Genomic DNA, 21,542 nt, shown 5'->3' on the forward strand with positions numbered 1-21,542 from the left:
GGCCGTCGCACTACGGTCCTTCGGCTCTATCCCGGGTTCTCGTGAACGGTATCACAAACTATTTGATGAGGTCTTTACCTGCTGGGTGTGCCTGCCGTCACACATGAGAGTGAAGGTGCGCGTCTGTGCAGAAACCGAGCCGACTTGCCTGATATTGGCCCGGTTCGTTCCCCCATGACTTGGCAATGCTCTAGTCAGATTCTTACCTTTACGTCAGCGCGAGCTCTCCGCTTTGCCCCGATCCAGGACGTGCGAACGGGCGCTGAGAGCGGTCGCTCCGTTGACCGAGGGGACACCGGCCGCGACCGGCGGGCGCGGCTCCGCGGTACCGGGCTCCGCGGCCCCCGGCACGGCCTCCGCGAACGGTTCCGCTTCGCGGCGGCGACGGCGGTAGCGGGGCGGCACGAAGTGCTCGGCCCAGCGGGGCGCGCGAGGCGTGAAACGGGGCAGCAGCAGAAGGATCAGACCGATCGCGCTGAGTACCACGACACCGAGCACGATCCACATGGACGCGGAGTTCACGGAGTAGGCCAGGGCGCCGAAGGCGATCAGCGCGGACCAGAAGTACATGATCAGCACGGCCCTGCTGTGCGAGTGGCCGATCTCCAGCAGCCGGTGGTGGAGATGACCGCGGTCCGCGGCGAAGGGCGACTGCCCCCGCCAGGTCCGGCGCACGATCGCCAGGATCAGGTCGGCCGCCGGGATCGCGATGATGGTCAGCGGCAGCAGCAGCGGGATGTAGACCGGCACCGTCTGGTGCACCGCCGCCTTCTCCGACCCCGCGAACAGCTTCAGCGCGTCGGGGTCGACCTGCCCCGTGATGGAGATCGCGCCCGCAGCCAGCACCAGGCCGATCAGCATCGAGCCCGAGTCGCCCATGAAGATCCGGGCCGGGTGCATGTTGTGCGGCAGGAAGCCCAGGCACATGCCCATCAGGATCGCCGAGAACAGCGTGGCCGGAGCGGCCGCCTCGATGCCGTACGACACCCAGACCCGGTACGCGTAGAGGAAGAACGCCGCCGACGCGATGCACACCATGCCCGCCGCGAGACCGTCCAGGCCGTCGACGAAGTTCACCGCGTTGATCGTGATGACGACCAGGGCGACGGTCAGCAGGGTGCCCTGCCACTGGGTCAGCGCCACATTGCCGACGCCCGGAATGGGCAGCCACAGGATCGTCAGACCCTGCATGACCATCACGCCCGCGGCGATCATCTGCGCGCCCAGCTTGATCAGCGCGTCGATCTCGAACTTGTCGTCGAGGACACCGATCAGCCAGATCAGCGCGGCGCCGGAGAGCAGCGCGCGCGGCTCGTTGGAGGTCTCGAAGACCTCGCTCAGGTTCGCCAGGTGCCCGGCCACCAGCAGGCCCGCGCACAGTCCGAAGAACATGGCGATACCGCCGAGCCGCGGAGTGGGCTCCCGGTGCACGTCCCGGGCCCGGATCTCCGGCATAGCCCCGGCCACGATCGCGAACTTCCGTACCGGCCCTGTCAGCAGATACGTCACCGCGGCCGTGACGCAGAGCGTCAGCAGGTATTCACGCACGGGCTTCCCCACAGGTCTCGCTGGCCATCACAGCCCCACACCCTAGCGACGGTCGCGTACGCGACGCATATGTGTGGGGACTTCCGGGTAGCGACGATGGTTCCACGGCCGGCCGCGCACCGGCACGCGCCCCGGTCGGGGCCCTCGTCCGCGTACCCCGCCTCAGCCCGGATACGGCGGGAAGGCGGACACCAGTTCCCGCACCTCCTCGCGGGCCCCGAAGCTGTCCACCTCGTCCCGCAGCACCCCCGCGACGAGCGCGGCGAGCCGGGCCATCTCCGGCTCCCCCATGCCCTGCGTGGTGACCGCGGCCGTGCCCAGCCGCAGACCCCTGGTGTCTCCGTGCGGCAGCACACAGCAGTCCAGCACCACCCCGGCGGCGGCGAGCCGTCCGCGCGCGCCGCGGCCGTCAACCCCCAGCGGCGCCGGGTCGGCCGTGATCAGATGCGTGTCGGTGCCGCCCGTGGTGACGGTCAGCCCCTCCGCCTCCAGACCGGCCGCCAGCACCCGCGCGTTCGCCACCACCTGATGGGCGTACGTCGTGAAGGCCGGGGTGGCCGCCTCGCCGAACGCGACCGCCTTCGCGGCGACCGAGTTCATCTGCGCCCCGCCCTGGGTGAACGGGAACACCGCCCGGTCCACCCGCTCGGCCAGCTCAGGACCGCACAGCAGCATCCCGCCGCGCGGCCCGCGCAGCACCTTGTGGGTGGTCGCGCAGACGATGTCGGCGTACGGCACCGGGCTGGGCGCCGCTCCGCCGGCCACCAGCCCGATCGGGTGGGCGGCGTCCGCGATGAGATAGGCGCCCGCCTCGTCGGCGATCGCCCGGAAGAGGGCGTAGTCGATGTGCCGCGGGTACGCGATCGAGCCGCACACGATCGCCTTCGGGCGGTGCGCGCGGGCCAGGGCGCGCACCTGCTCGTAGTCGATCAGCCCGGTCTCCGCGTCGACGCCGTAGCCGACGAAGTCGAACCAGCGGCCGGAGAAGTTCGCGGGCGAGCCGTGCGTGAGGTGCCCGCCGTGCGTGAGGCCGAGGGCCAGGACGGTGTCACCCGGGCGCAGCAGCGCCGCGTAGGCCGCGAGGACGGCCGAGGAGCCCGAGTGCGGCTGTACGTTGGCGTGACCGGCGCCGAACAGCGCGGTGGCCCGTTCCACGGCGATCCGCTCGGCCACGTCCACGAGTTCGCAGCCGCCGTGGTAGCGGGAGCCGGGGTAGCCCTCGGCGTACTTGTTCGCCAGCGGTGAGCCCAGCACGGCCAGCACGGCGGGCGAGGTGAAGTTCTCGGCGGCGATCAGCTGGATCGTCGTCGACTGGCGCCGGCGCTCGCCCAGCAGGACATCGGCCAGTTCGGGGTCCTGGCGCCGGAGCGCGTCGACCTCGTCGAGGGCGGGAGTGACCGTCATGGTGGGCTCCGGGGGCGAGCGGGCGTACGTCGGCGCTGACGTACGTCCAATGTAGGCCCGGGTCCTCGGAGCCGCGCGGCCGTCACATCCGCGCGGGTACCCCGGTGAGCGCCGTGACGACCGGATCGAGGGCCTGGTGTATCTCGTCGCCGATGGAACGGAAGAAGCTCAGCGGGGCGCCGTACGGGTCATGGACCTCGTCCGCCTCCGCCGTGGGCGCCAGCAGCCAGCCGCGCAGCGCGGCGGCCGCGCGCACCAGCGCACGCGCGCGGAGCACCACACCGTCCTCCAGCGGCGGCAGCGTCGCCGGGTCTATCGCCTTCACCAGACGGGTGAACTCCTTCAGGGTGAAGGTACGCAGACCCGCCGAGTGGCCCATGGAGATGACCTGGGCGCGATGGTCACGGGTGGCCGTCAGGACCAGGTCGGCCATGATGACGTGCTCGTCGAGGAGCTCGCGGCCCATGAAGCCGGACGGGTCCGCGCCGAACTCGGCGAGCACGGCCTCGGCGTTCGCCTCCATCGGGGCGCCCTCGTGGCCCCAGGTGCCCGCGCTCTCGACTATCAGGCCGCCGCCGAGCACACCGAGGCGCTGGGTGACGTAATGCCGGGTCAGCCGCTCGGTGATGGGTGAGCGGCACACGTTCCCGGTACTGACGTGAAGGATGCGGAAGGTGTCCCGGGGGAAGCCGAAGGTGGTCGTCTCCTCCCCGATGCCGCCTATGCCACGCCCCGCGTCTGGGGGTGTCAATTGGCCACCTCAAGGTCGGGTACGACCTTGCGCAGCTCGTCCGGGGACAGCGCGCCCTCGCGCAGCAGGACCGGCACCGGGCCGGTGACGTCGACGATGGACGAGGGGACGATGCCCGGCGTGCGGCCGCCGTCGAGGTAGACCGAGACGGAGTCGCCGAGCATCTGCTGGGCCGCGTCGCAGTCCTCCGGCGCGGGGTGGCCGGTGAGGTTGGCCGAGGACACGGCCATGGGGCCGACCTCGGTGAGCAGCTCGATGGCGACCGGGTGCAGCGGCATGCGCACCGCGACCGTGCCGCGGGTGTCGCCGAGGTCCCACTGGAGGGACGGCTGGTGCTTGGCGACGAGCGTGAGCGCGCCCGGCCAGAACGCGTCGACCAGTTCCCAGGCCATCTCGGAGAAGTCCGTGACGAGGCCGTGCAGGGTGTTCGGGGAGCCGATCAGGACGGGCGTGGGCATGTTGCGGCCCCGGCCCTTGGCGTCCAGCAGATCGCCCACGGCCTCCTTGGAGAACGCGTCCGCGCCGATGCCGTACACCGTGTCGGTGGGCAGGACCACCAGCTCGCCACGGCGGACGGCGGACGCGGCCTCGCGCAGACCGGTCACGCGGTCGGTCGCGTCGTTGGTGTCGTATCGCCGAGCCATGTCTAGCGGTCCTCCTCGTGCACGTACTGCCGGACTGAAGTCTGGGGGCTGCTCACGGCGTCGCCTTGCGGGCGGTGGCGAACCGCGGGCGGTTGTTGAGGTCGGGGTGGTCGGCCGCGTCGGCCCAGCCCCGCTCCTCGGTGAAGATCCAGGGCACCTGGCCGCCCTGGGTGTCGGCGTGCTCGATCACGACCACGCCGCCGGGGCGCAGCAGACGGTGCGCGGTGCGCTCGATGCCGCGGATCAGGTCGAGGCCGTCCTCGCCGGAGAACAGCGCCATCTGCGGGTCGTAGTCGCGGGCCTCGGGTGCGACGTACTCCCACTCGGTGAGCGGGATGTACGGCGGGTTGGAGATGACCAGGTCGACCTGGCCGTCGAGGTCGCGGAAGGCGTCCAGCGCGTTGCCCTGGCGCAGGTCGACGCGGGAGCCCTCCATGTTCTTGCGGGTCCAGACGAGGGCGTCCTCGCTGAGCTCCACGGCGTGCACGCTGGAGCGCGGCACCTCCTGGGCGAGGGCCAGCGCGATGGCGCCGGAGCCGGTGCACAGGTCGACGATCGCGGGCTCCACGACGTCCATGGCGCGCACGGCGTCTATGGCCCAGCCGACCACCGACTCGGTCTCCGGCCGCGGCACGAACACGCCCGGCCCCACCTGGAGTTCCAGGTAGCGGAAGAAGGCCCGTCCGGTGATGTGCTGGAGCGGCTCTCGCGCCTCGCGCCGGGCGACGACCTCCCAGTAGCGGGCGTCGAAGTCCGCGTCCTTCACGGAGTGGAGTTCGCCGCGCTTCACGCCGTGCACGAACGCGGCGAGCTCCTCCGCGTCGGTGCGCGGCGAGGGCACGCCGGCGTCGGCCAGCCGCTGAGTGGCCTGGGCCACCTCTGCGAGCAGCAGATTCACGCTCGTCCTCCGTGAGTGGTACTCGTACGTCCCGCTTGTTTACGCGGCTGCGAGCTTGGCGGCCGAGTCCGCGTCGACACAGGCCTGGATCACCGCGTCGAGTTCGCCGTCCAGGACCTGGTCGAGGTTGTACGCCTTGAAGCCGACACGGTGGTCCGAGAGGCGGTTCTCCGGGAAGTTGTACGTGCGGATCTTCTCGGAGCGGTCGACGGTGCGGACCTGGCTGCGACGGGCGTCGGCGGCCTCCCTCTCCGCCTCCTCCTGCGCCGCCGCGAGCAGCCTGGAGCGCAGGATACGCAGTGCCTGCTCCTTGTTCTGGAGCTGGCTCTTCTCGTTCTGGCAGGAGGCGACGACTCCGGTCGGCAGATGCGTGATGCGCACGGCGGAGTCGGTGGTGTTGACGGACTGGCCGCCGGGGCCGGAGGACCGGTAGACGTCGATGCGCAGGTCGTTCGGGTTGATCTCGACGTCGACCTCCTCGGCCTCGGGCGTCACCAGCACACCCGCGGCGGAGGTGTGGATACGGCCCTGGGACTCGGTGGCCGGCACGCGCTGCACGCGGTGCACGCCGCCCTCGTACTTCAGCCGCGCCCACACGCCCTGGCCGGGCTCGGTGGCGCCCTGGCCGCCCTTGGTCTTCACCGCGACCTGGACGTCCTTGTAGCCGCCGAGCTCGGACTCGGTGGCGTCGATGATCTCGGTCTTCCAGCCGACGCGCTCGGCGTAGCGCAGGTACATCCGCAGCAGGTCGCCCGCGAACAGGGCCGACTCGTCGCCGCCCGCGCCCGCCTTGATCTCCAGGATGACGTCCTTGTCGTCGCTGGGGTCGCGCGGGACCAGCAGGAGGCGGAGCTTCTCGGTCAGCTGCTCGCGCTGTTCGGTGAGGTCCTTGACCTCGGCCGCGAAGTCGGGGTCGTCGGCGGAGAGCTCACGCGCGGTGTCGATGTCCTCGCCGAGCTGCTTCCAGGAGCGGAACGTGGCGACGATGGGGGTGAGCTCGGCGTAGCGCTTGTTGAGCTTGCGCGCGTTGGCCTGGTCGGCGTGGACCGAGGGGTCCGCGAGCTTCTTCTCCAGGTCGGCGTGCTCGGTGACCAGTTCCTCGACGGCCTCGAACATCTTGGGGCTCCTGTTGGGGTGTACGGGGGTGAAGGGCGGGCGACCAAAAACGCCGGTCCCGGGCACACCCGCGCGGGGCGTGGCCGTGGACCGGCGCGTTGGGGCTCGCTACTTCTTGGAGCCGGCGGCCTTGCCGAAGCGGGCCTCGAAGCGGGCCACACGGCCACCGGTGTCGAGGATCTTCTGCTTGCCCGTGTAGAACGGGTGGCACTCGGAGCAGACCTCGGCCCGGACGGTGCCGGACTCGATGGTGCTGCGGGTGGTGAACGACGCGCCGCAGGTGCAGCTGACCTGCGTCTCGACGTACGCGGGGTGGATGTCGCGCTTCAAGGTGTCTCCTAGGTATCGGGAGGGCGCCGGGTCGCCGGCCGCGGAGTGCGGCGGCGTGAACCGGAGCCGACGTACCAGTCTGCCAGGACTGGCGCCATCTCCCAAAACCGGGGCTCGCTGTGAGGTATTCCCTGCGGGGTGTGGTCGGCGGTGGCTACTCGACGACCGACTTCGCCTGGCCGGTGGCCGTGCCCGTCGTCGCGGCCCTGGGGATCGGCCGGTCCGCCCTCAGGGCCTTCCACACCAGGTCGGCCTTCTTCTCGTCCAGCAGGACGCGGTTGAGGTCCGCCGGGTCGTACTGGACCGGCATCGTGATCATGGTCATGTCGCCGGGGCCGATGCCCTTGAGGCCGCTCGCCCAGGAGAGCAGGGAGTTGACCGAGCCCAGGTCGCTGTCGGTGGTGACGGTCCTGGTGGCGGTGTCGGCGAGGTCGTAGAGCCGCTTGGGGTTGCCCAGGACGCCGACGTCCCCCAGCTGGGCCACGAGGGCCTTTATGAAGGCCTGCTGGAGCTGGATGCGGCCGAGGTCGGAGCCGTCGCCGACGCCGTGCCGGGTGCGGACGAGGCCGAGGGCCTGTTCGCCGTCGAGCCGGTGGGTGCCCGCCTCGAGCTTCAGATGGCTGTCGGGGTCGTCGATGTCCTGGGTGGTGGTGACCTCGACGCCGCCGAGTTCGTCGATCAGCTTCTGGAAGCCGCTGAAGTCGACCTCCAGATAGTGGTCCATGCGCAGATCGGTGATCGACTCGACGGTCTTGACCGCGCAGGCGGCGCCGCCGGTGGTGAACGCCGAGTTGAACATCACGCCCCGGGCCGCGTCATGGGTGACGCCGTCGGCGTCGGTGCACTCGGGGCGGTCGATGAGGGTGTCGCGCGGGATGGAGACCACGCTGGCCTTCTTGTGGCCCTTGTAGAGGTGCACGACCATCGCCGTGTCGGAGCGGGCGCTGCCCTCGTCGGCGCCGCCGCCCAGTTTCCGGTTGGAGCCGGAGCGCGAGTCGGAGCCGAGGACCAGGATGTTCTCGGAGCCGTTGTCGGCCTTGGTGGGGCGGTCGGTGCCCAGCGCCTGGTTGATGTCGACGCTGTCGAGGTTGCCGTTGAGCTTGACGTACACATAGCCGGCCCCGGCGCCGCCGAGCACCACGACGCCCGCCGCGGTCCACGCGGCGATCCTCAGTCCGGTGTGCCCGCCCCGGGGCCTGCGGCGACGGCCCCTGCCGGGCTCGCTCGGTCCCGGGGCGCCCGGTATGCCGGCGCCCGGCGTGCTTTCGGCTGACATGCGCTCCTCGACTCTCGTCCGGTCGGGTACCCCCTGGATCGGCGGACAGGCCAGGTCGAATCGGCCCTCACCGAACCATCGTCGCTCTGTGGGGTCAGACGGGTAAACCCGGCGCAGGGTTGCACAGCACTTTGTGTGCGACCTGTGCGGCCGTACGGACACAGAGGGTCACCGGACGGGGAAGTCCCGCCCCGACCAGCGGCTTCAGCCGAGCAGGTCGTACTGCTCGTAGTCGGGCGCCGACGCTACGCGTGTGTCGAAGATCTCCGCGGAGGCCTTCCCGGTGCCCTTGTACAGCCAGAGCGTGCCGTCGTGGCCGCGGGCGAGCAGATCGGCCCTGCTGTCGCCGTTGACGTCGCCGACGGCGGCGAGGGCGTCGTAGTCCTTCCAGGTGCGCACCTTGACGGGCGGGGCGAACGCCTCGGTGCCGGCCCTGCCGGTGCCCTGGTGGAGATACACGCCGTGGCCGGTGGCGTCGCGGGTGATCAGGTCGGCCCTGCCGTCGTCCGTGAGGTCGCCGTGGCCGACGACGAAGTCGTAGCCCTCCCAGCCGGAGCCGGCCTTCACGGGGGTCGCGAAGGTGCCGTCGCCGTGGCCGGGGTGGATCCACAGCGCACCGGCCTCGTCCACCGAGACGAGGTCGGGCAGGTCGTCGCCGGTGACATCGCCGGGGGCGACGATATGGGCGCGGGTGCTCCAGTCGTCGGCGATCCGCTGCGTCCGCCAGACCTCGCGGAACGGGTCGTAGTGCGCCCAGAAGACACCGCCGTCGCTGCCGCGGCGCCACACCAGGTCCTGGAAGCCGTCCCGGTCCAGGTCCGCCTGGACGACCAGGTCCGCGGCCTCCCAGACGCCGAGCTCGTCGCGCGGGTCGAACGAACTGCCCTTGGAGGTCTTGAAGAAGCCCATCTGGTCGTCGGTGCGGCGGGAGAACACGTCGGCCCGGTGGTCACGGCTGAAGTTGGCGTCGTCCACCCGCGCGGAGATCGTGCCGAGGTGGGCGCGGAGCCCGGAGAACTTCCCGGCGCACTCCTCCGGGCGCCCCGAGACGACACCGGCGACCCGGCCGCCGACGACGAGCGGGCCGCCGGTGTCGCCGGTGCACCGGGCCGGCTTCGCGCCCTGCGCGCACACGCCCGCGGTGGCGCAGTCGGCCTGCGTCCTCAGCTTGGCGACGCGCAGGGCCGGCGCGGGGTGTCCGCCGCCGGAGGCGGTACGTCCCCAGCCGTAGACCTCGGCGGCGGTGCCGTCGGCGTACGCCGCGGGGTCGGTGGACGTGGCCATGCGGATCGGCTCGGCCTTCACCGGGGCGTCGAGGGTGATGACAGCGATGTCGTCCGCGTAGATGCCGGGGATGTACGCCGGGTCGTAGTACTGCCGCAGCGGCAGCGAGACGGTTCCGCCGTGCAGGTCGGCCGTGCCGGAGCCGGGCGTGGGCAGCCGGTCGGTGCCGGTGACGACGGCGCCGTACGCGTACCAGTTGTAGCCCTTGACGCACTGCGCGGCCGTGAGGATCTTCGTCGGCGCGACGACGGCCCCGGCGCAGAAGAGGTCGACGTCGTCGGAGGACGCCCCGGTGCCCCGGTCGTCGTGGTACCAGAGCTGGGCGATCCAGGGGGCCGTGGCGGACGCCACGGGGGTCCCGGCGGCGGAGTCGCGCGCGGGCTCGGCGGCCGTGTCGCCCACGACCGCGCCCGCCACCCGGCGCTCCAGCTCGCCCGCTCCCAGCGTGCTCAGCCCGGGAGGCGCCAGCGTCGGCTCGGGCAGCACCGGCGAGGCCCCCGCCACCTGCGTCAGCACGACGGCGGTGACGGCCGCGGCGACACCGGCGGCGCCGAGGGACAGGGCGATCCGCATCCGGCGTTTACGGCTACGCCCCGGGGATGTGGACACAACCACGCGAGTCCCCCCTGGGGGTGGAAATCGAAGGCGATACAAGGCACGCGATCCTACACGCTACGAACACAACCCGAAGGGCCGCCCAGATTCACAGGACGGCCCTCCGGGACACACCCCTCAGGGGCGTGGAACTGCTTCAACACGCGGCTCGCCGGTCCACGGAGGACCCGTGGCCCACGAGCGGCAGCCGGCTCGACGAAGCTCAGTCACCGTTTCCGGGCGTGGGCGTCGTCTTCTGGATCTGCATCAGGAACTCGATGTTCGACTTCGTCTGCTTCATCTTGTCGAGCAGCAGCTCGATCGCCTGCTGCTGGTCGAGCGCGTGCAGCACCCGGCGCAGCTTCCAGACCACCGCGAGCTCCTCGTTGCCGAGCAGGATCTCTTCCTTACGGGTACCGGACGCGTCCACGTCCACCGCCGGGAAGATGCGCTTGTCGGCGAGCTTCCGGTCGAGCTTGAGCTCCATGTTGCCGGTGCCCTTGAACTCCTCGAAGATCACCTCGTCCATGCGGGACCCGGTGTCCACCAGCGCGGTGGCGAGGATGGTCAGCGAGCCGCCGTCCTCGATGTTGCGGGCCGCACCGAAGAAGCGCTTCGGCGGGTACAGGGCGGTCGAGTCGACACCACCGGACAGGATGCGGCCGGAGGCCGGAGCCGCCAGGTTGTACGCACGGCCCAGACGGGTGATCGAGTCGAGCAGCACGACGACGTCGTGGCCCAGCTCCACCAGACGCTTGGCGCGCTCGATGGCGAGCTCGGCGACCGTGGTGTGGTCCTCGGCCGGGCGGTCGAAGGTCGAGGAGATGACCTCGCCCTTGACCGACCGCTGCATGTCGGTGACTTCCTCCGGACGCTCGTCGACCAGGACGACCATCAGGTGGCACTCGGGGTTGTTGTGGGTGATCGCGTTGGCGATCGCCTGCATGATCATGGTCTTGCCGGTCTTCGGCGGGGCCACGATCAGACCGCGCTGACCCTTACCGATCGGCGACACCAGGTCGATGATGCGGGTGGTGAGCACGCCCGGGTCCGTCTCCAGACGGAGGCGGTCCTGCGGGTAGAGCGGGGTCAGCTTGTTGAACTCCGGGCGGCCGCGGCCGTGTTCGGGCGCCATGCCGTTGACGGAGTCCAGGCGGACCAGCGCGTTGAACTTCTCGCGGCGCTCGCCCTCCTTGGGCTGACGGACCGCGCCGGTGACGTGGTCACCCTTGCGCAGGCCGTTCTTGCGGACCTGGGCGAGGGAGACGTACACGTCGTTCGGGCCGGGCAGGTAGCCGGAGGTCCGGATGAACGCGTAGTTGTCGAGGATGTCCAGGATGCCCGCGACCGGGATCAGGACGTCGTCCTCGGCGATCTGCGGCTCCTGGCCCATCTCGTCGCGGCCACGACGGCCACGGCGGTCGCGGTAGCGGCCGCGACGGCCACGCCGGCCGCCCTCGAAGTCGTCGTCGTCCTGCGGGCCGGCGTTGCGGTCCTGGCGGCCGCCGCCCTGCTGCTGGCTCTGCTGCTGGCCGCGCTGCGCGCCGCCCTGGCCCTGCTGGTCGTCGCCCTTGCCGCGGCGGTCGCCACGGTCACCGCGGTCGCCACGGTCACCGCGGTCGCGGTCACGGCCGCGCTCACGGCGGTCGCGACGGCGGCCCTCGCCACCGTCGGCGTCGCCCTTCGCGTCGCCCTGCGCGGCGGGCGCCTCGGACTTGGCCTCGGTCTTCGCCTCGGCGGTGACGGTCTCGGGGCTGCCGGCCTCGGCGGTGGCCCGGCGACGGCGGCGCTCGGTGGGCGCCTCGTCCCCGCTCCGCTCGGCCTCCGCGCCGCGCTCGGCCGCGCGGCCGGTGCCGCCGGCGGGCTGGCCGGGGATCTCGATCTGCTGCTGGGCGACGGCCTTCTCGGCGGCGGCCTCGGCCTTGGCGTCCGCCTTCTTCTCGGCGGCCTCGTCGCCCGTACGGGTGCGGGAGGTGGCACGACGCTTGGGCTTGGTCTCGGCCGGCGCGTCGGTCTTCGCCGCCGGGGCGCTGCCGCCGGCGGCCTGCGCCTCCTTGATGACCTCGATCAGCTGGCTCTTGCGCATCCGCGCGGTGCCCCTGATGCCCAGGCCGGAGGCGACCTGCTGGAGCTCGGCCAGCACCATGCCCTCGAGGCCGGTACCGCGGCGCCGCCGGGAGCCGGCACCGGTGGCAGGCGCGGAGGCGTCCGTGGCGGGCGCGGCAGCGGTCTCCTCGACACGCGCGCCCATCAGATCGGTGGTGTCGCTCACGAAGGGTCCTTCCCTGGAGCGGACGTCGGCCTGTCTGGCTCGGCGACCGGTTGTGCTGTCCGGCTGCGGTCCTTGCTGTGTGGACCGTGCCGGGGCGGTAATCCGCCGGAAGGGCGGACGTGATATCTGGTGATGGCGCTCCCCCGAGCCGTGGCATCCAGTGTCACGTGGCGTGGTTGCACCGATTCCGGAGCTCCCCCAGAGGGGGTACGCCCACCGTCGGACCGCTCAGTGTCCGCATACGGCGTACTGCCCGCGTATGACGTACGGAACACAGTGCGGCTTGGGGGGCTCCCGGAAGAATGTCTGTCCCTGACGGGGACACGAGGCACCTCGCCATGGTGGGGTCGGGTGCAGACTTGAGATTAACACTACCGGATCCAACAAACATTCCCCCTCTCCAAATCCGGCAATCGCGTGCCCTACTCCCCTCCGGCCGAGGCGAGCGGCAGCACGCCGGCGCCCTGAAGGTCCAGGCCCAGGCGGTTCGCGGCCCATTCGGGACCGGCCAGGGCCTCGACCTTGTCGGCCGTCTCCGCGTCGGCGAGGGCCATCACGGTGGGTCCGGCGCCGGAGATGACGGCGGGCACGCCGTCGGCACGCAGCCGCTCCACCAACGCGGCGCTCTCCGGCATGGCGGGCGCGCGGTACTCCTGGTGGAGGCGGTCCTCGGTGGCCGGCAGCAGCAGCTCGGGGCGCCGGGTGAGGGCCTCGACGAGCAGGGCCGCACGGCCGGCGTTGACGGCGGCGTCGACGTGCGGGACGGTGCGCGGCAGCAGGCCGCGGGCGGTCTCGGTCAGCACGGGCTTACCGGGCACGAAAACCACCGGAACGATGGAATCGGCGGGCTCCAGCCTGATGGCACGGGCGGCGCCGGCCTCCATCCAGGCGATGGTGAAACCGCCGATCAGACACGGTGCCACGTTGTCGGGGTGGCCCTCGATCTCGGTGGCGAGCTCCAGCAGGGCGGCGTCGTCGAGCCTGGACTCGCCGCCTATGGTCACGGCGCGGGCGGCGACGATGCCCGCGCAGATGGCGGCGGAGGAGGAGCCGAGGCCACGGCCGTGCGGGATGCGGTTGGCGCAGACGATCTCGAGGCCGCGCGGCTGTCCGCCGAGTACGTCGAACGCCGTGCGCATGGACCGTACGAGGAGGTGCTTCTCGTCCCGCGGGAGCGTCTCGCTGCCCTCGCCCGCGATGTCGATGTGCAGCCCGGAGTCGGCCACCCGGACGACGACGTCGTCGTAGAGCCCCAGCGAGAGGCCGAGGGAGTCGAAACCCGGGCCGAGGTTGGCGCTGGTGGCGGGGACGCGCACCCGGACGGGGGCGGCGCGGAAGGCGGGACCGGCCATCTCGCGATGACTCTCCTTGAGCTGCGTGACTGTCGACTTGAGCTGTGTGACGGTCGAAGACATTCGATGAGGTACCGACGGAACCCCACGGGCCGCGGCCGAGACGCGGTGCCGCACGCAACGCACGGGCATATGCGGCAGGCGGGTTCGCTACAGCCTATCGAAGGAAGGTTCTGTGGCGACATAGGGCGCACAGGAGGCGCACGATGCGTGTCGCAAGCCCCCCGTGCACCCGTCACGGGGAATACCCCTACGTCGTCCGGTGACCCGGCCGGACGAGGTGTCCGGCCAGGCCGGTGGATCAGGCCAGACCGAGGCGCTCGGCCGCGGTGGTCGCGTCGACGGGGACGGTGACCGGCTGCGGGGCGCCGGCGACGGCCCAGTCGGGGTCCTTCAGGCCGTTGCCGGTGACCGTGCAGACGATGCGCTGTCCCGGGTCGACCAGGCCCTGCTCGGCCGCCTTCAGCAGACCGGCGACGGAGGCGGCGGAGGCGGGCTCGACGAAGACGCCCTCCTGCGCGGCCAACAGCCGGTAGGCGCGCAGGATCTCACGGTCCGTCACCTCGTCGATGAGGCCGCCCGACTCGTCCCGCGCGGCCAGCGCGTAGTCCCACGAGGCCGGGTTGCCGATACGGATGGCGGTGGCGATCGTCGAGGGGTCCTTGACCACCTCGCCGCGCACGATGGGGGCACTGCCGGAGGCCTGGAAGCCCCACATGCGCGGGGTCCGGGCGGCGACGCCGTCACGGGCGTACTCCGTGTACCCCTTCCAGTACGCGGTGATGTTGCCCGCGTTGCCGACCGGCAGGACGTGGATGTCGGGCGCGTCGCCGAGCATGTCGACGATCTCGAAGGCGGCGGTCTTCTGCCCCTCGATACGCACCGGGTTGACGGAATTCACCAGCGCCACGGGGTAGTTCTCGCTGAGGTCGCGGGCGAGGGTGAGGCAGTCGTCGAAGTTGCCGTCGACCTGGAGGATCTTCGCGCCGTGCACGAGGGCCTGGCCCATCTTGCCGAGCGCGATCTTGCCCTGCGGGACGAGCACGGCCGAGACCATGCCGGCGCGCACACCGTAGGCGGCGGCACTGGCCGAGGTGTTGCCGGTGGACGCGCAGATGACCGCCTTCGCGCCCTCCTCCTTGGCCTTGGAGATGGCCATGGTCATGCCTCGGTCCTTGAAGGAACCGGTCGGGTTGGCGCCCTCCACCTTGAGGTGGACCTCGCAGCCCGTGCGCTCGGAGAGGACCTGCGCCGGGACGAGGGGCGTGCCGCCCTCGCGGAGCGTCACGACCGGCGTGGTGTCGGACACCGGCAGCCTGTCCCGGTACTCCTCGATGATGCCGCGCCACTGGTGGGTCATTGCTGGTTACTCTCCTTCAACCCGCATGATGCTGGCGACACCGCGCACGGTGTCGAGCTTGCGCAGCGCCGCGACGGTCCCGGTGAGGGCGGCGTCGGAAGCGCGGTGGGTGACGACGACGAGGGAGGCCTCGCCGACGCCGTCTTGCCGTCCCTGCTGGCGCACCGTGTCGATGGACACGCCGTGCTCGGCGAACACGGTCGCGACCTGCGCGAGGACGCCGGGCTTGTCGGCGACGTCCAGGCTGATGTGGTAGCGCGTGACGACCTCGCCCATGGGCGACACGGTCAGGGCGGCGTACGCCGACTCGCCGGGCCCCGTTGCCCCGCTGAGCCGGTTGCGGCAGACGGCGACGAGGTCGCCGAGCACGGCGGAGGCGGTGGGCGAGCCGCCCGCGCCGGGGCCGTAGAACATGAGCTGCCCGGAGGCGTCGGACTCGACGAACACGGCGTTGTACGCGCCGCGCACGGAGGCGAGCGGGTGGGTCAGCGGAATCATCGCGGGGTGCACGCGCGCGGTGACGGACCGGCCGTCCGCGGCCCGCTCGCAGATGGCGAGCAGCTTGATGGTGCAGCCCATCGCTCTGGCGGAGGCGAAGTCGGCGGCGGTGACCTCGGTCATGCCCTCGCGGTAGACGTCGTCGAGCCGCACGCGTGTGTGGAAGGCGATGCCGGCGAGGATCGCGGCCTTGGCGGCGGCGTCGAAGCCCTCCACGTCGGCGGTCGGGTCGGCCTCCGCGTAGCCGAGGGCGGTGGCCTCGTCGAGGGCTTCCTGGTAGCCGGCGCCGGTGGAGTCCATCTTGTCGAGGATGAAGTTGGTGGTGCCGTTGACGATGCCCAGCACCCGGTTGACCTTGTCGCCGGCGAGGGACTCGCGCAGCGGCCGGATCAGCGGGATGGCCCCGGCGACGGCGGCCTCGTAGTAGAGGTCCTTGCCGTGCTCCTCGGCAGCGGCGTGCAGGGCGGCGCCGTCCTGGGCGAGCAGGGCCTTGTTCGCGGAGACGACGGAGGCGCCGTGCTCGAAGGCGGTGGTGATCAGGGTGCGGGCGGGCTCGATGCCGCCGATGACCTCGACGATCACGTCGATGTCGCCGCGTTTGACCAGCGCGGTGGCGTCGGTGGTGATCAGCTCGCGCGCGATGCCCTCGCGCACCCGGTCGGGCCGCCGCACCGCCACGCCGGCCAGCTCCACCGGGGCGCCGATGCGGGCGGCGAGGTCGGCCGCGTGCGTCGTCATGATGCGCGCCACCTCTGAGCCGACCACTCCACAGCCCAGCAGCGCCACCTTCAGCGGACGCGTACGCATCATCCGACCTCGTTTCCTCATACCGTTCAGGTTGGTCCAGTCTCACTCACCGGACCGGACTTTCTGCCCCTGGTCCGGATCGTGAGACATCTATTTCATCTGCCGGAGGGTGGAAGACAGGAGATCTTCCACCTCCGTCCTCGTGGCCCCCGCGGGCGCCGTCACCCCACGTCGAGCCGGAGCAGGTCCTCCTCGGTCTCGCGCCGCACGATGACCCGTGCCTCGCCGTCCCGGACCGCGACGACCGGCGGCTTGAGCAGGTGGTTGTAGTTGCTGGCCATCGACCGGCAGTACGCGCCCGTCGCCGGTACGGCGATCAGGTCACCGGGTGCCAGGTCGGCCGGCAGGAACGCGTCGCGCACGACGATGTCGCCGCTCTCGCAGTGCTTGCCGACGACCCGGGAGAGCATGGGCCCGGCGTCGGAGGTGCGGGAGACGAGGGACACGCTGTACTCCGCGTCGTACAGCGCCGTGCGGATGTTGTCGGACATGCCGCCGTCGACGGAGACATAGGTGCGCAGCCCGTCGAGCGGCTTGACCGTGCCGACCTCGTACAGCGTGAAGGCGGTGGGCCCGACGATGGCGCGCCCCGGCTCCACGGAGATGCGGGGGGTCGCGAGCCGGGCGGCCTCGCACTCACGGGTGGCGATGTCGGTCAGCGTCTTGGCGATCTCGTGCGGCTCGCGCGGGTCGTCGTCGCTGGTGTAGGCGATGCCGAGGCCGCCGCCGAGGTCGATCTCGGGCAGCTCGACGCCGTGCTCGTCGCGGATCGCCTTCAGCAGTCCGACCACGCGGTGCGCGGCGACCTCGAAGCCCGACAGGTCGAAGATCTGCGACCCGATGTGCGAGTGGATGCCGATGACGTCCAGCCCGTCGAGCTTGAGCGCCCGGCGCACCGCCTCGGCGGCCTGGCCCCCGGCGAGCGGGATGCCGAACTTCTGGTCCTCGTGCGCGGTGGCGATGAACTCGTGCGTGTGGGCCTCGACGCCGACGGTGATCCGGATCTGCACCCGCTGCCGCTTGCCCAGCTCCTGCGCGATGTGCGCGACCCGCACGATCTCCTGGAAGGAGTCGAGCACGATCCGCCCGACCCCGGCCTCGACGGCGCGGCGGATCTCGGCGGGCGACTTGTTGTTGCCGTGGAAGGCGATGCGGTCGGCGGGCATCCCGGCCGACAGCGCGGTGGCCAGCTCGCCGCCGGAGCACACGTCCAGGTTGAGCCCCTCCTCGTGCAGCCAGCGCACGACCGCCCGCGACAGGAACGCCTTGCCCGCGTAGAAGACGTCGGCGTCCGGCCCGAAGGCGGTGCGCCAGGCACGCGCACGGGCCCGGAAGTCGGTCTCGTCGAGGATGTAGGCCGGGGTGCCGAACTCCTCGGCGAGCGCCTTCACGTCGATGCCGCCGACGGTGACCACGCCGTCCTCGGTCCGGCCGACGGTCTCGGCCCACACCTTGGTGTCGAGGGCGTTGAGGTCGGTCGGCGGGGCGCTGTAGTGGCCCTCGGGGAGGACGTCGGCGTGACGGGGCCCGGCGGGGTGGGCGGAACGGCTCATCGTTGGCTGTCTCTTTCAGAGGTGGTCGGGTGCGTCGATGCCGAGCAGGGACAGGCCACCGGCCAGCACCGTCCCGGCGGCTTCGGCGAGGGCGAGCCGGGCGCGGTGGGCGGCCGAGGGTTTCTCCTCACCGAGGGGCAGCACGCCGGGCAGCAGGACGAGGACGGCGTCGGCGACGGTGACGAGATGCCGGGCGAGCCGGTCCGGGGCGCGGTGGGCGGCGGACACGGCCAGGATGCGGGGGTGGTCGGCGAGCAGCGCCTCGAGCCGGCCGGAGTCCGCGCCGGCCACGGGCCCGGGCTCGGCGCGGAACCCGAGGTCCGCGGCGTTGCGGCCGAGCGCCCTGGTGCGGGCGTGCGCGTACCGGACACGGAACAGCGGGTTGCTCTCCCGCTGCGCCAGCAGCTCGGCACCGATCCGGGGCCGGTCGTGCGGGGCGGGGTGCAGCAGCGCCCAGCGGCCGGCGTCGGGGCCGAGCACGGAGGGGTCCTGGGGGGCGGGGACGGGGCGGAGGGGGGTGGCGGGGGTGTCACGGGGGCCGGGGTCGCTGTCGCGGCCGGCGGGGGTGTCACGGGGGCCGGGGTCGTCTCCGTGGCTGATCTCGGTGCGGCCGCCCTGGGAGGCGACGATCCGCGCCACGGCGTCGGCGACGACCTCGGCGCGCGCCTCGTACGGCACGAGCAGCGCCACGACCTGACCGGCGAGGGCGTCGGAGTGCCCGTACCGGAGGCCCTCGCGGAGGATCTTCCGGACCAGCTCGGCGCCGGTCCGCCCGTCCAGACTGATGTTCAGGAAGCCGGGCCCGGTGATGACGACGTCGGTGACGCCTTCCGCCTCGCGGAGATGGGGCAGCAGCACCTGGGCCACCTGCCGCGGCGGCCGCCCCGCCGACCGGGCGAGCTGCATCGCCACGTTGGTGGCGTAGTCCCCGCACCCGCCGGCCCCCGGCGGCCCGACGACCACCCGCTCGGGCAGGGCGACGCTGAGCTCACCCGTGTCCACGGCACGGCGAACCGCGTGCAGGACGGTGTGCGAGAGCTCGACGGGGGTCACGGGACAAGCGTATGGGAGGAGGGGGGTGGGTATGCGAGCCGGTTTGAGCGATGGTCCGGGATGTGGACGTGAGGGTGGACACGCCGGGGAGGCCGACGCTCAGGGCGACACGGCGGCGGAGTCAGCCCTCGCAGCTGCCGAGGGCGCTGCCGTACGCGGCGGCCGCCCCGTCCGCCTCACCGAGGTCGTCGAGCGTGTCGAGCTCCCGGTCGGCGGCCCGCCGCTCACGATCGGTCTTGCGCTCGATCAACTGCCGCACGAGCCGGACGAGTTCGTTCGGCTCGAAGGGCTTGGCGAGGAACGCGTCGACGCCGACGTCGAGGCCGGTGTCCAGCTCGTACTGCGTGCAGGCGCTGACGATGGCGAGGGGAAGATGCCGGGTCCGCGGGTCGGCGCGCAGCCGTGCGGCGGTCCGCAGGCCGTCCAGCCGGGGCATGACGACATCGAGCGTCACGACGTCGGGGCGGACCTGATGGACGACATCCAGACACTCGGCACCATCGGCCGCGGTCACGACCTCGATGCCCTCCAGCTCGAGATTGACCCTGATCAACTGCCGGATGACCTTGTTGTCGTCCACAACAAGCACCCGGCCCGACGCGCCTGGCACAACCCGAGAGTAGGTCCAGACCGGCCATCGCGTCCGGCTTTTCCCGACTTCCACCCCTCGCGGGGGACACCCGGACCCACCCGCAAACCCGTTGATGACCACCCCGAGAGAGCTGGTAGTGTTCTACCCGTCGCCGCGAGCAACACGCTCAGCAACCGACACGCCCCCGTAGCTCAGGGGATAGAGCAACGGCCTCCGGAGCCGTGTGCGCAGGTTCGAATCCTGCCGGGGGCACTCGCCCGATCACCTCGAAATGTTCCTTGGTGACCAGGGTGGATGCCGAGAGAAGAGGGCGGGAGTCAGTCTCACTGACTCCCGCCCTCTCTCGTTGTCTCTCAGTGGTCGCGACAGCCGTCAGGGGGTCGGGCCGCGCCGGTGGCTGGGAAGATCGACAGCACCAGCTGACGCACTTCTGGCCACCGGTGGGCCTTGGGGCTTGATGTGAAGCAATTGCTCCCAGCTCGTATTCGCGCTCAATGCCTGTCATTGCTTTGGCCTCGTTTTATCGCGCTGGATCCACCAGGAGCTCTCACCCCTGTAGTCACAAGATCGAACTCCTGTTACTTTCCCGTGTGACCTTCTTGCCCGACTGACGGCTATACAGATACTGTTCCCCCTGAGAGATCGGGGGTCGGAATGGCGGATCCGAGTGTTGCGCTCGGCGCCAAGGTGCCGGAATCCATACTCAAGAGGCTGGTAAACGCCGACATCGGAAAGATGACCACGGCTTACTGCCCGAAATGCGGAGAGCTGACCAAGCATCTGCGAATCAGCAACTCCTATCTCATGGACAACGAGTTCGGGAAAATGCTGGCCCGCATCGGTGCGGACTGGAATCCCTTCTACAACATGATGGCCGGCCAGCCCGCCATCTGTACCGTGAAGGACTGTCGACGCGTGAACGACGTGTAGTCCCAACGGCAAGGGGGCGCGCGTCCCGGCGTATGCCGATAACGCCGCACGAGAACAACCAGAACATTCGGCGCCCACCGATCGGTGCTGAAAGTCGTATAGCGCGAGCCGATTGAACCGGCCCCTGCCCAGATATCTGGGCAGGGGCCGGCGGCCAGCGGAAAGCCAGTCTCAGGGATTCATCGGTCACGCCGTTCGTTTGCGGGGGGTCGATCTCTTTGCTGCTGTCTTCTTTGTGCCGCCGGATTTCGCGGTCGTGCTCTTCTTCGCTGCCGACGTGCTTTTCGTCGCTGCCTTCTTTGCTGCCTGGGTCGTCTTCGAGGTCGATTTTCTTGGCGAGGCGGCCGTCTTCTTCTTCGTCGTGGTCGACTTCTTGCCGGTCGGTTCCTTGGGCTGGGTGCGGGCGGTTGTGCGCCGTTTGGGGAGGTGGGTGACCTCGGCGTCGGAGGGCTGTTCGCCGCGGGACTCCTTGGCCGCGCGGACGCTGCTCTCCAGGGCCGCCATCAGGTCCAGGACCTTGCCGGACTCGGCCGGCTCGGGGGCCTCCGGGGGTGCCTCGCCGGAGACCTTGGCGGTGATGACCTCCTCCAGGGCCTCGCGGTACTCGTCGTGGAGGTCGTCGAGGTCGACCTCGCCGAGGGTGTCCATGAGGGCGTCCGCGAGGTCGAGTTCCTTGTCGCGGACCGTGACCGAGGAGTCCGGGGCCACGCCCTCGGGGGCGCGGACCTCGTCGGGCCAGAGCAGGCCGTGCATGGCGATGGCGTCGTCCACGACCCGCAGCATTCCCAGGCGCTCACGGCCGCGCAGGGCGTACTTGGCGATGGCGACCTTGTTGCTGCGCTTGAGTGCCTCGCGCAGCAGGGTGTACGGCTTCGCCGCGGGAGCCCCGCCCGCCGCCAGGTAGTAGGCCGCGTCCATCTGGAGGGGGTCGATCCGGTCGGCCGGCACGAAGGCGACGATCTCGATCGTGCGGGCCGTCGGGATGGGCAGGTGGGACAGGTCCTCGTCGGTGATCGGGATGATCGAGCCGTCCGCGTCCTCGTAGCCCTTGCTGATCTCCGAACTGGTGACCTCGCGCTCCTCCAGCTCGCAGAACTTGCGGTAGCGGATGCGGCCGCCGTCCTCGGTGTGGATCTGGCGGAAGGAGATCGAGTGGCTCTCGGTCGCGTTCACCAGCTTGATGGGGATGCTGACCAGGCCGAAGGAGATGGCGCCGTTCCATATCGATCGCACGTGCAGCACCTTTCGAGGCGACGAGGCGATATCACCCGATTTCGTGT

Annotated in this window: 18 protein-coding genes and 1 tRNA gene; 2 read left to right on the forward strand and 17 right to left on the reverse strand. The window is 71.0% G+C overall.

Annotated features, from left to right (window positions below; all coding sequences use genetic code 11):
* Window positions 1-213: 213 nt before the first annotated feature.
* From ACZ6SQ_RS32895 to ACZ6SQ_RS32970, 16 genes are all read right to left on the reverse strand, one after another.
* Complete coding sequence (locus ACZ6SQ_RS32895; RefSeq protein WP_469568580.1) at window positions 214-1,548, reverse strand: MraY family glycosyltransferase; 1,335 nt, start codon at window positions 1,546-1,548, stop codon at window positions 214-216.
* 162 nt (window positions 1,549-1,710) lie between these two features.
* Window positions 1,711-2,952, reverse strand: a complete 1,242-nt coding sequence (locus ACZ6SQ_RS32900) for a serine hydroxymethyltransferase (protein ID WP_469568582.1) — start codon at window positions 2,950-2,952, stop codon at window positions 1,711-1,713.
* An 82-nt stretch (window positions 2,953-3,034) separates the two neighbouring features.
* Window positions 3,035-3,703, reverse strand: coding sequence for an arsenate reductase/protein-tyrosine-phosphatase family protein (locus ACZ6SQ_RS32905; protein WP_469568583.1), 669 nt, complete (start codon window positions 3,701-3,703; stop codon window positions 3,035-3,037).
* Window positions 3,700-4,347, reverse strand: coding sequence for an L-threonylcarbamoyladenylate synthase (locus ACZ6SQ_RS32910; protein WP_386380965.1), 648 nt, complete (start codon window positions 4,345-4,347; stop codon window positions 3,700-3,702). Before ACZ6SQ_RS32910 ends, ACZ6SQ_RS32905 begins: the two co-directional genes overlap by 4 nt.
* Window positions 4,348-4,399: 52 nt before the next feature.
* Complete coding sequence (gene prmC, locus ACZ6SQ_RS32915) at window positions 4,400-5,245, reverse strand: peptide chain release factor N(5)-glutamine methyltransferase (protein ID WP_469568587.1); 846 nt, start codon at window positions 5,243-5,245, stop codon at window positions 4,400-4,402.
* A 39-nt stretch (window positions 5,246-5,284) separates the two neighbouring features.
* Entirely contained in the window at window positions 5,285-6,361 is a 1,077-nt protein-coding gene (gene prfA / locus ACZ6SQ_RS32920; protein WP_386380963.1) for a peptide chain release factor 1, read from the reverse strand.
* A 108-nt stretch (window positions 6,362-6,469) separates the two neighbouring features.
* Window positions 6,470-6,691: a 50S ribosomal protein L31 gene (gene rpmE, locus ACZ6SQ_RS32925; protein WP_007499053.1), complete on the reverse strand. Its 222-nt coding sequence runs from the start codon at window positions 6,689-6,691 to the stop codon at window positions 6,470-6,472.
* 154 nt (window positions 6,692-6,845) lie between these two features.
* Window positions 6,846-7,967, reverse strand: a complete 1,122-nt coding sequence (locus ACZ6SQ_RS32930) for an LCP family protein (protein WP_469568590.1) — start codon at window positions 7,965-7,967, stop codon at window positions 6,846-6,848.
* Between the two features lie 204 nt (window positions 7,968-8,171).
* Window positions 8,172-9,824, reverse strand: coding sequence for a trypsin-like serine protease (locus ACZ6SQ_RS32935; protein ID WP_469568592.1), 1,653 nt, complete (start codon window positions 9,822-9,824; stop codon window positions 8,172-8,174).
* A gap of 244 nt (window positions 9,825-10,068) precedes the next feature.
* Window positions 10,069-12,117 (reverse strand): transcription termination factor Rho, encoded by a 2,049-nt coding sequence (rho, locus tag ACZ6SQ_RS32940; protein WP_469568593.1) that lies wholly within the window; start codon window positions 12,115-12,117, stop codon window positions 10,069-10,071.
* Window positions 12,118-12,539: 422 nt separating this feature from the next.
* A complete protein-coding gene (gene thrB / locus ACZ6SQ_RS32945) occupies window positions 12,540-13,469 on the reverse strand; it encodes a homoserine kinase (protein WP_386381029.1) in 930 nt (309 codons plus the stop codon).
* A 301-nt stretch (window positions 13,470-13,770) separates the two neighbouring features.
* Complete coding sequence (thrC, locus tag ACZ6SQ_RS32950; RefSeq protein WP_469568596.1) at window positions 13,771-14,829, reverse strand: threonine synthase; 1,059 nt, start codon at window positions 14,827-14,829, stop codon at window positions 13,771-13,773.
* Window positions 14,830-14,835: 6 nt separating this feature from the next.
* A complete protein-coding gene (locus ACZ6SQ_RS32955) occupies window positions 14,836-16,134 on the reverse strand; it encodes a homoserine dehydrogenase (protein ID WP_469568662.1) in 1,299 nt (432 codons plus the stop codon).
* Window positions 16,135-16,295: 161 nt separating this feature from the next.
* A complete protein-coding gene (gene lysA / locus ACZ6SQ_RS32960) occupies window positions 16,296-17,687 on the reverse strand; it encodes a diaminopimelate decarboxylase (protein WP_469568598.1) in 1,392 nt (463 codons plus the stop codon).
* 15 nt (window positions 17,688-17,702) lie between these two features.
* Window positions 17,703-18,740 (reverse strand): ArgS-related anticodon-binding protein NrtL, encoded by a 1,038-nt coding sequence (gene nrtL, locus ACZ6SQ_RS32965; RefSeq protein ID WP_469568601.1) that lies wholly within the window; start codon window positions 18,738-18,740, stop codon window positions 17,703-17,705.
* A gap of 121 nt (window positions 18,741-18,861) precedes the next feature.
* On the reverse strand, window positions 18,862-19,446 hold the full coding sequence (locus ACZ6SQ_RS32970) for a response regulator (RefSeq protein ID WP_469568664.1): 585 nt from the start codon (window positions 19,444-19,446) through the stop codon (window positions 18,862-18,864).
* Window positions 19,447-19,512: 66 nt separating this feature from the next.
* Between ACZ6SQ_RS32970 and ACZ6SQ_RS32975 the strand changes: the two genes are divergently transcribed.
* A tRNA-Arg gene (locus ACZ6SQ_RS32975) sits at window positions 19,513-19,584 on the forward strand.
* Between the two features lie 402 nt (window positions 19,585-19,986).
* Window positions 19,987-20,262, forward strand: a complete 276-nt coding sequence (locus ACZ6SQ_RS32980; RefSeq protein WP_469568604.1) for a hypothetical protein — start codon at window positions 19,987-19,989, stop codon at window positions 20,260-20,262.
* Window positions 20,263-20,448: 186 nt separating this feature from the next.
* Here ACZ6SQ_RS32980 and ku read toward each other — a convergent pair whose 3' ends face one another.
* Window positions 20,449-21,495 (reverse strand): non-homologous end joining protein Ku, encoded by a 1,047-nt coding sequence (gene ku / locus ACZ6SQ_RS32985; protein ID WP_469568606.1) that lies wholly within the window; start codon window positions 21,493-21,495, stop codon window positions 20,449-20,451.
* Window positions 21,496-21,542: the final 47 nt, after the last annotated feature.

It is taken from the genome of Streptomyces sp. NPDC048600, assembly GCF_055587025.1.

Excerpts from the sequence above, each read along its gene's own strand:
- ACZ6SQ_RS32900 (WP_469568582.1), bottom strand. The coding sequence starts at position 2,952 with ATGACGGTCACTCCCGCCCTCGACGAGGTCGACGCGCTCCGGCGCCAG.
- ACZ6SQ_RS32910 (WP_386380965.1), bottom strand. The coding sequence starts at position 4,347 with ATGGCTCGGCGATACGACACCAACGACGCGACCGACCGCGTGACCGGT.
- prfA (WP_386380963.1), bottom strand. The coding sequence starts at position 6,361 with ATGTTCGAGGCCGTCGAGGAACTGGTCACCGAGCACGCCGACCTGGAG.
- ACZ6SQ_RS32930 (WP_469568590.1), bottom strand. The coding sequence starts at position 7,967 with ATGTCAGCCGAAAGCACGCCGGGCGCCGGCATACCGGGCGCCCCGGGA.
- ACZ6SQ_RS32935 (WP_469568592.1), bottom strand. The coding sequence starts at position 9,824 with ATGCGGATCGCCCTGTCCCTCGGCGCCGCCGGTGTCGCCGCGGCCGTC.
- thrB (WP_386381029.1), bottom strand. The coding sequence starts at position 13,469 with ATGGCCGGTCCCGCCTTCCGCGCCGCCCCCGTCCGGGTGCGCGTCCCC.
- thrC (WP_469568596.1), bottom strand. The coding sequence starts at position 14,829 with ATGACCCACCAGTGGCGCGGCATCATCGAGGAGTACCGGGACAGGCTG.
- ACZ6SQ_RS32955 (WP_469568662.1), bottom strand. The coding sequence starts at position 16,134 with ATGCGTACGCGTCCGCTGAAGGTGGCGCTGCTGGGCTGTGGAGTGGTC.
- lysA (WP_469568598.1), bottom strand. The coding sequence starts at position 17,687 with ATGAGCCGTTCCGCCCACCCCGCCGGGCCCCGTCACGCCGACGTCCTC.
- ACZ6SQ_RS32980 (WP_469568604.1), top strand. The coding sequence starts at position 19,987 with ATGGCGGATCCGAGTGTTGCGCTCGGCGCCAAGGTGCCGGAATCCATA.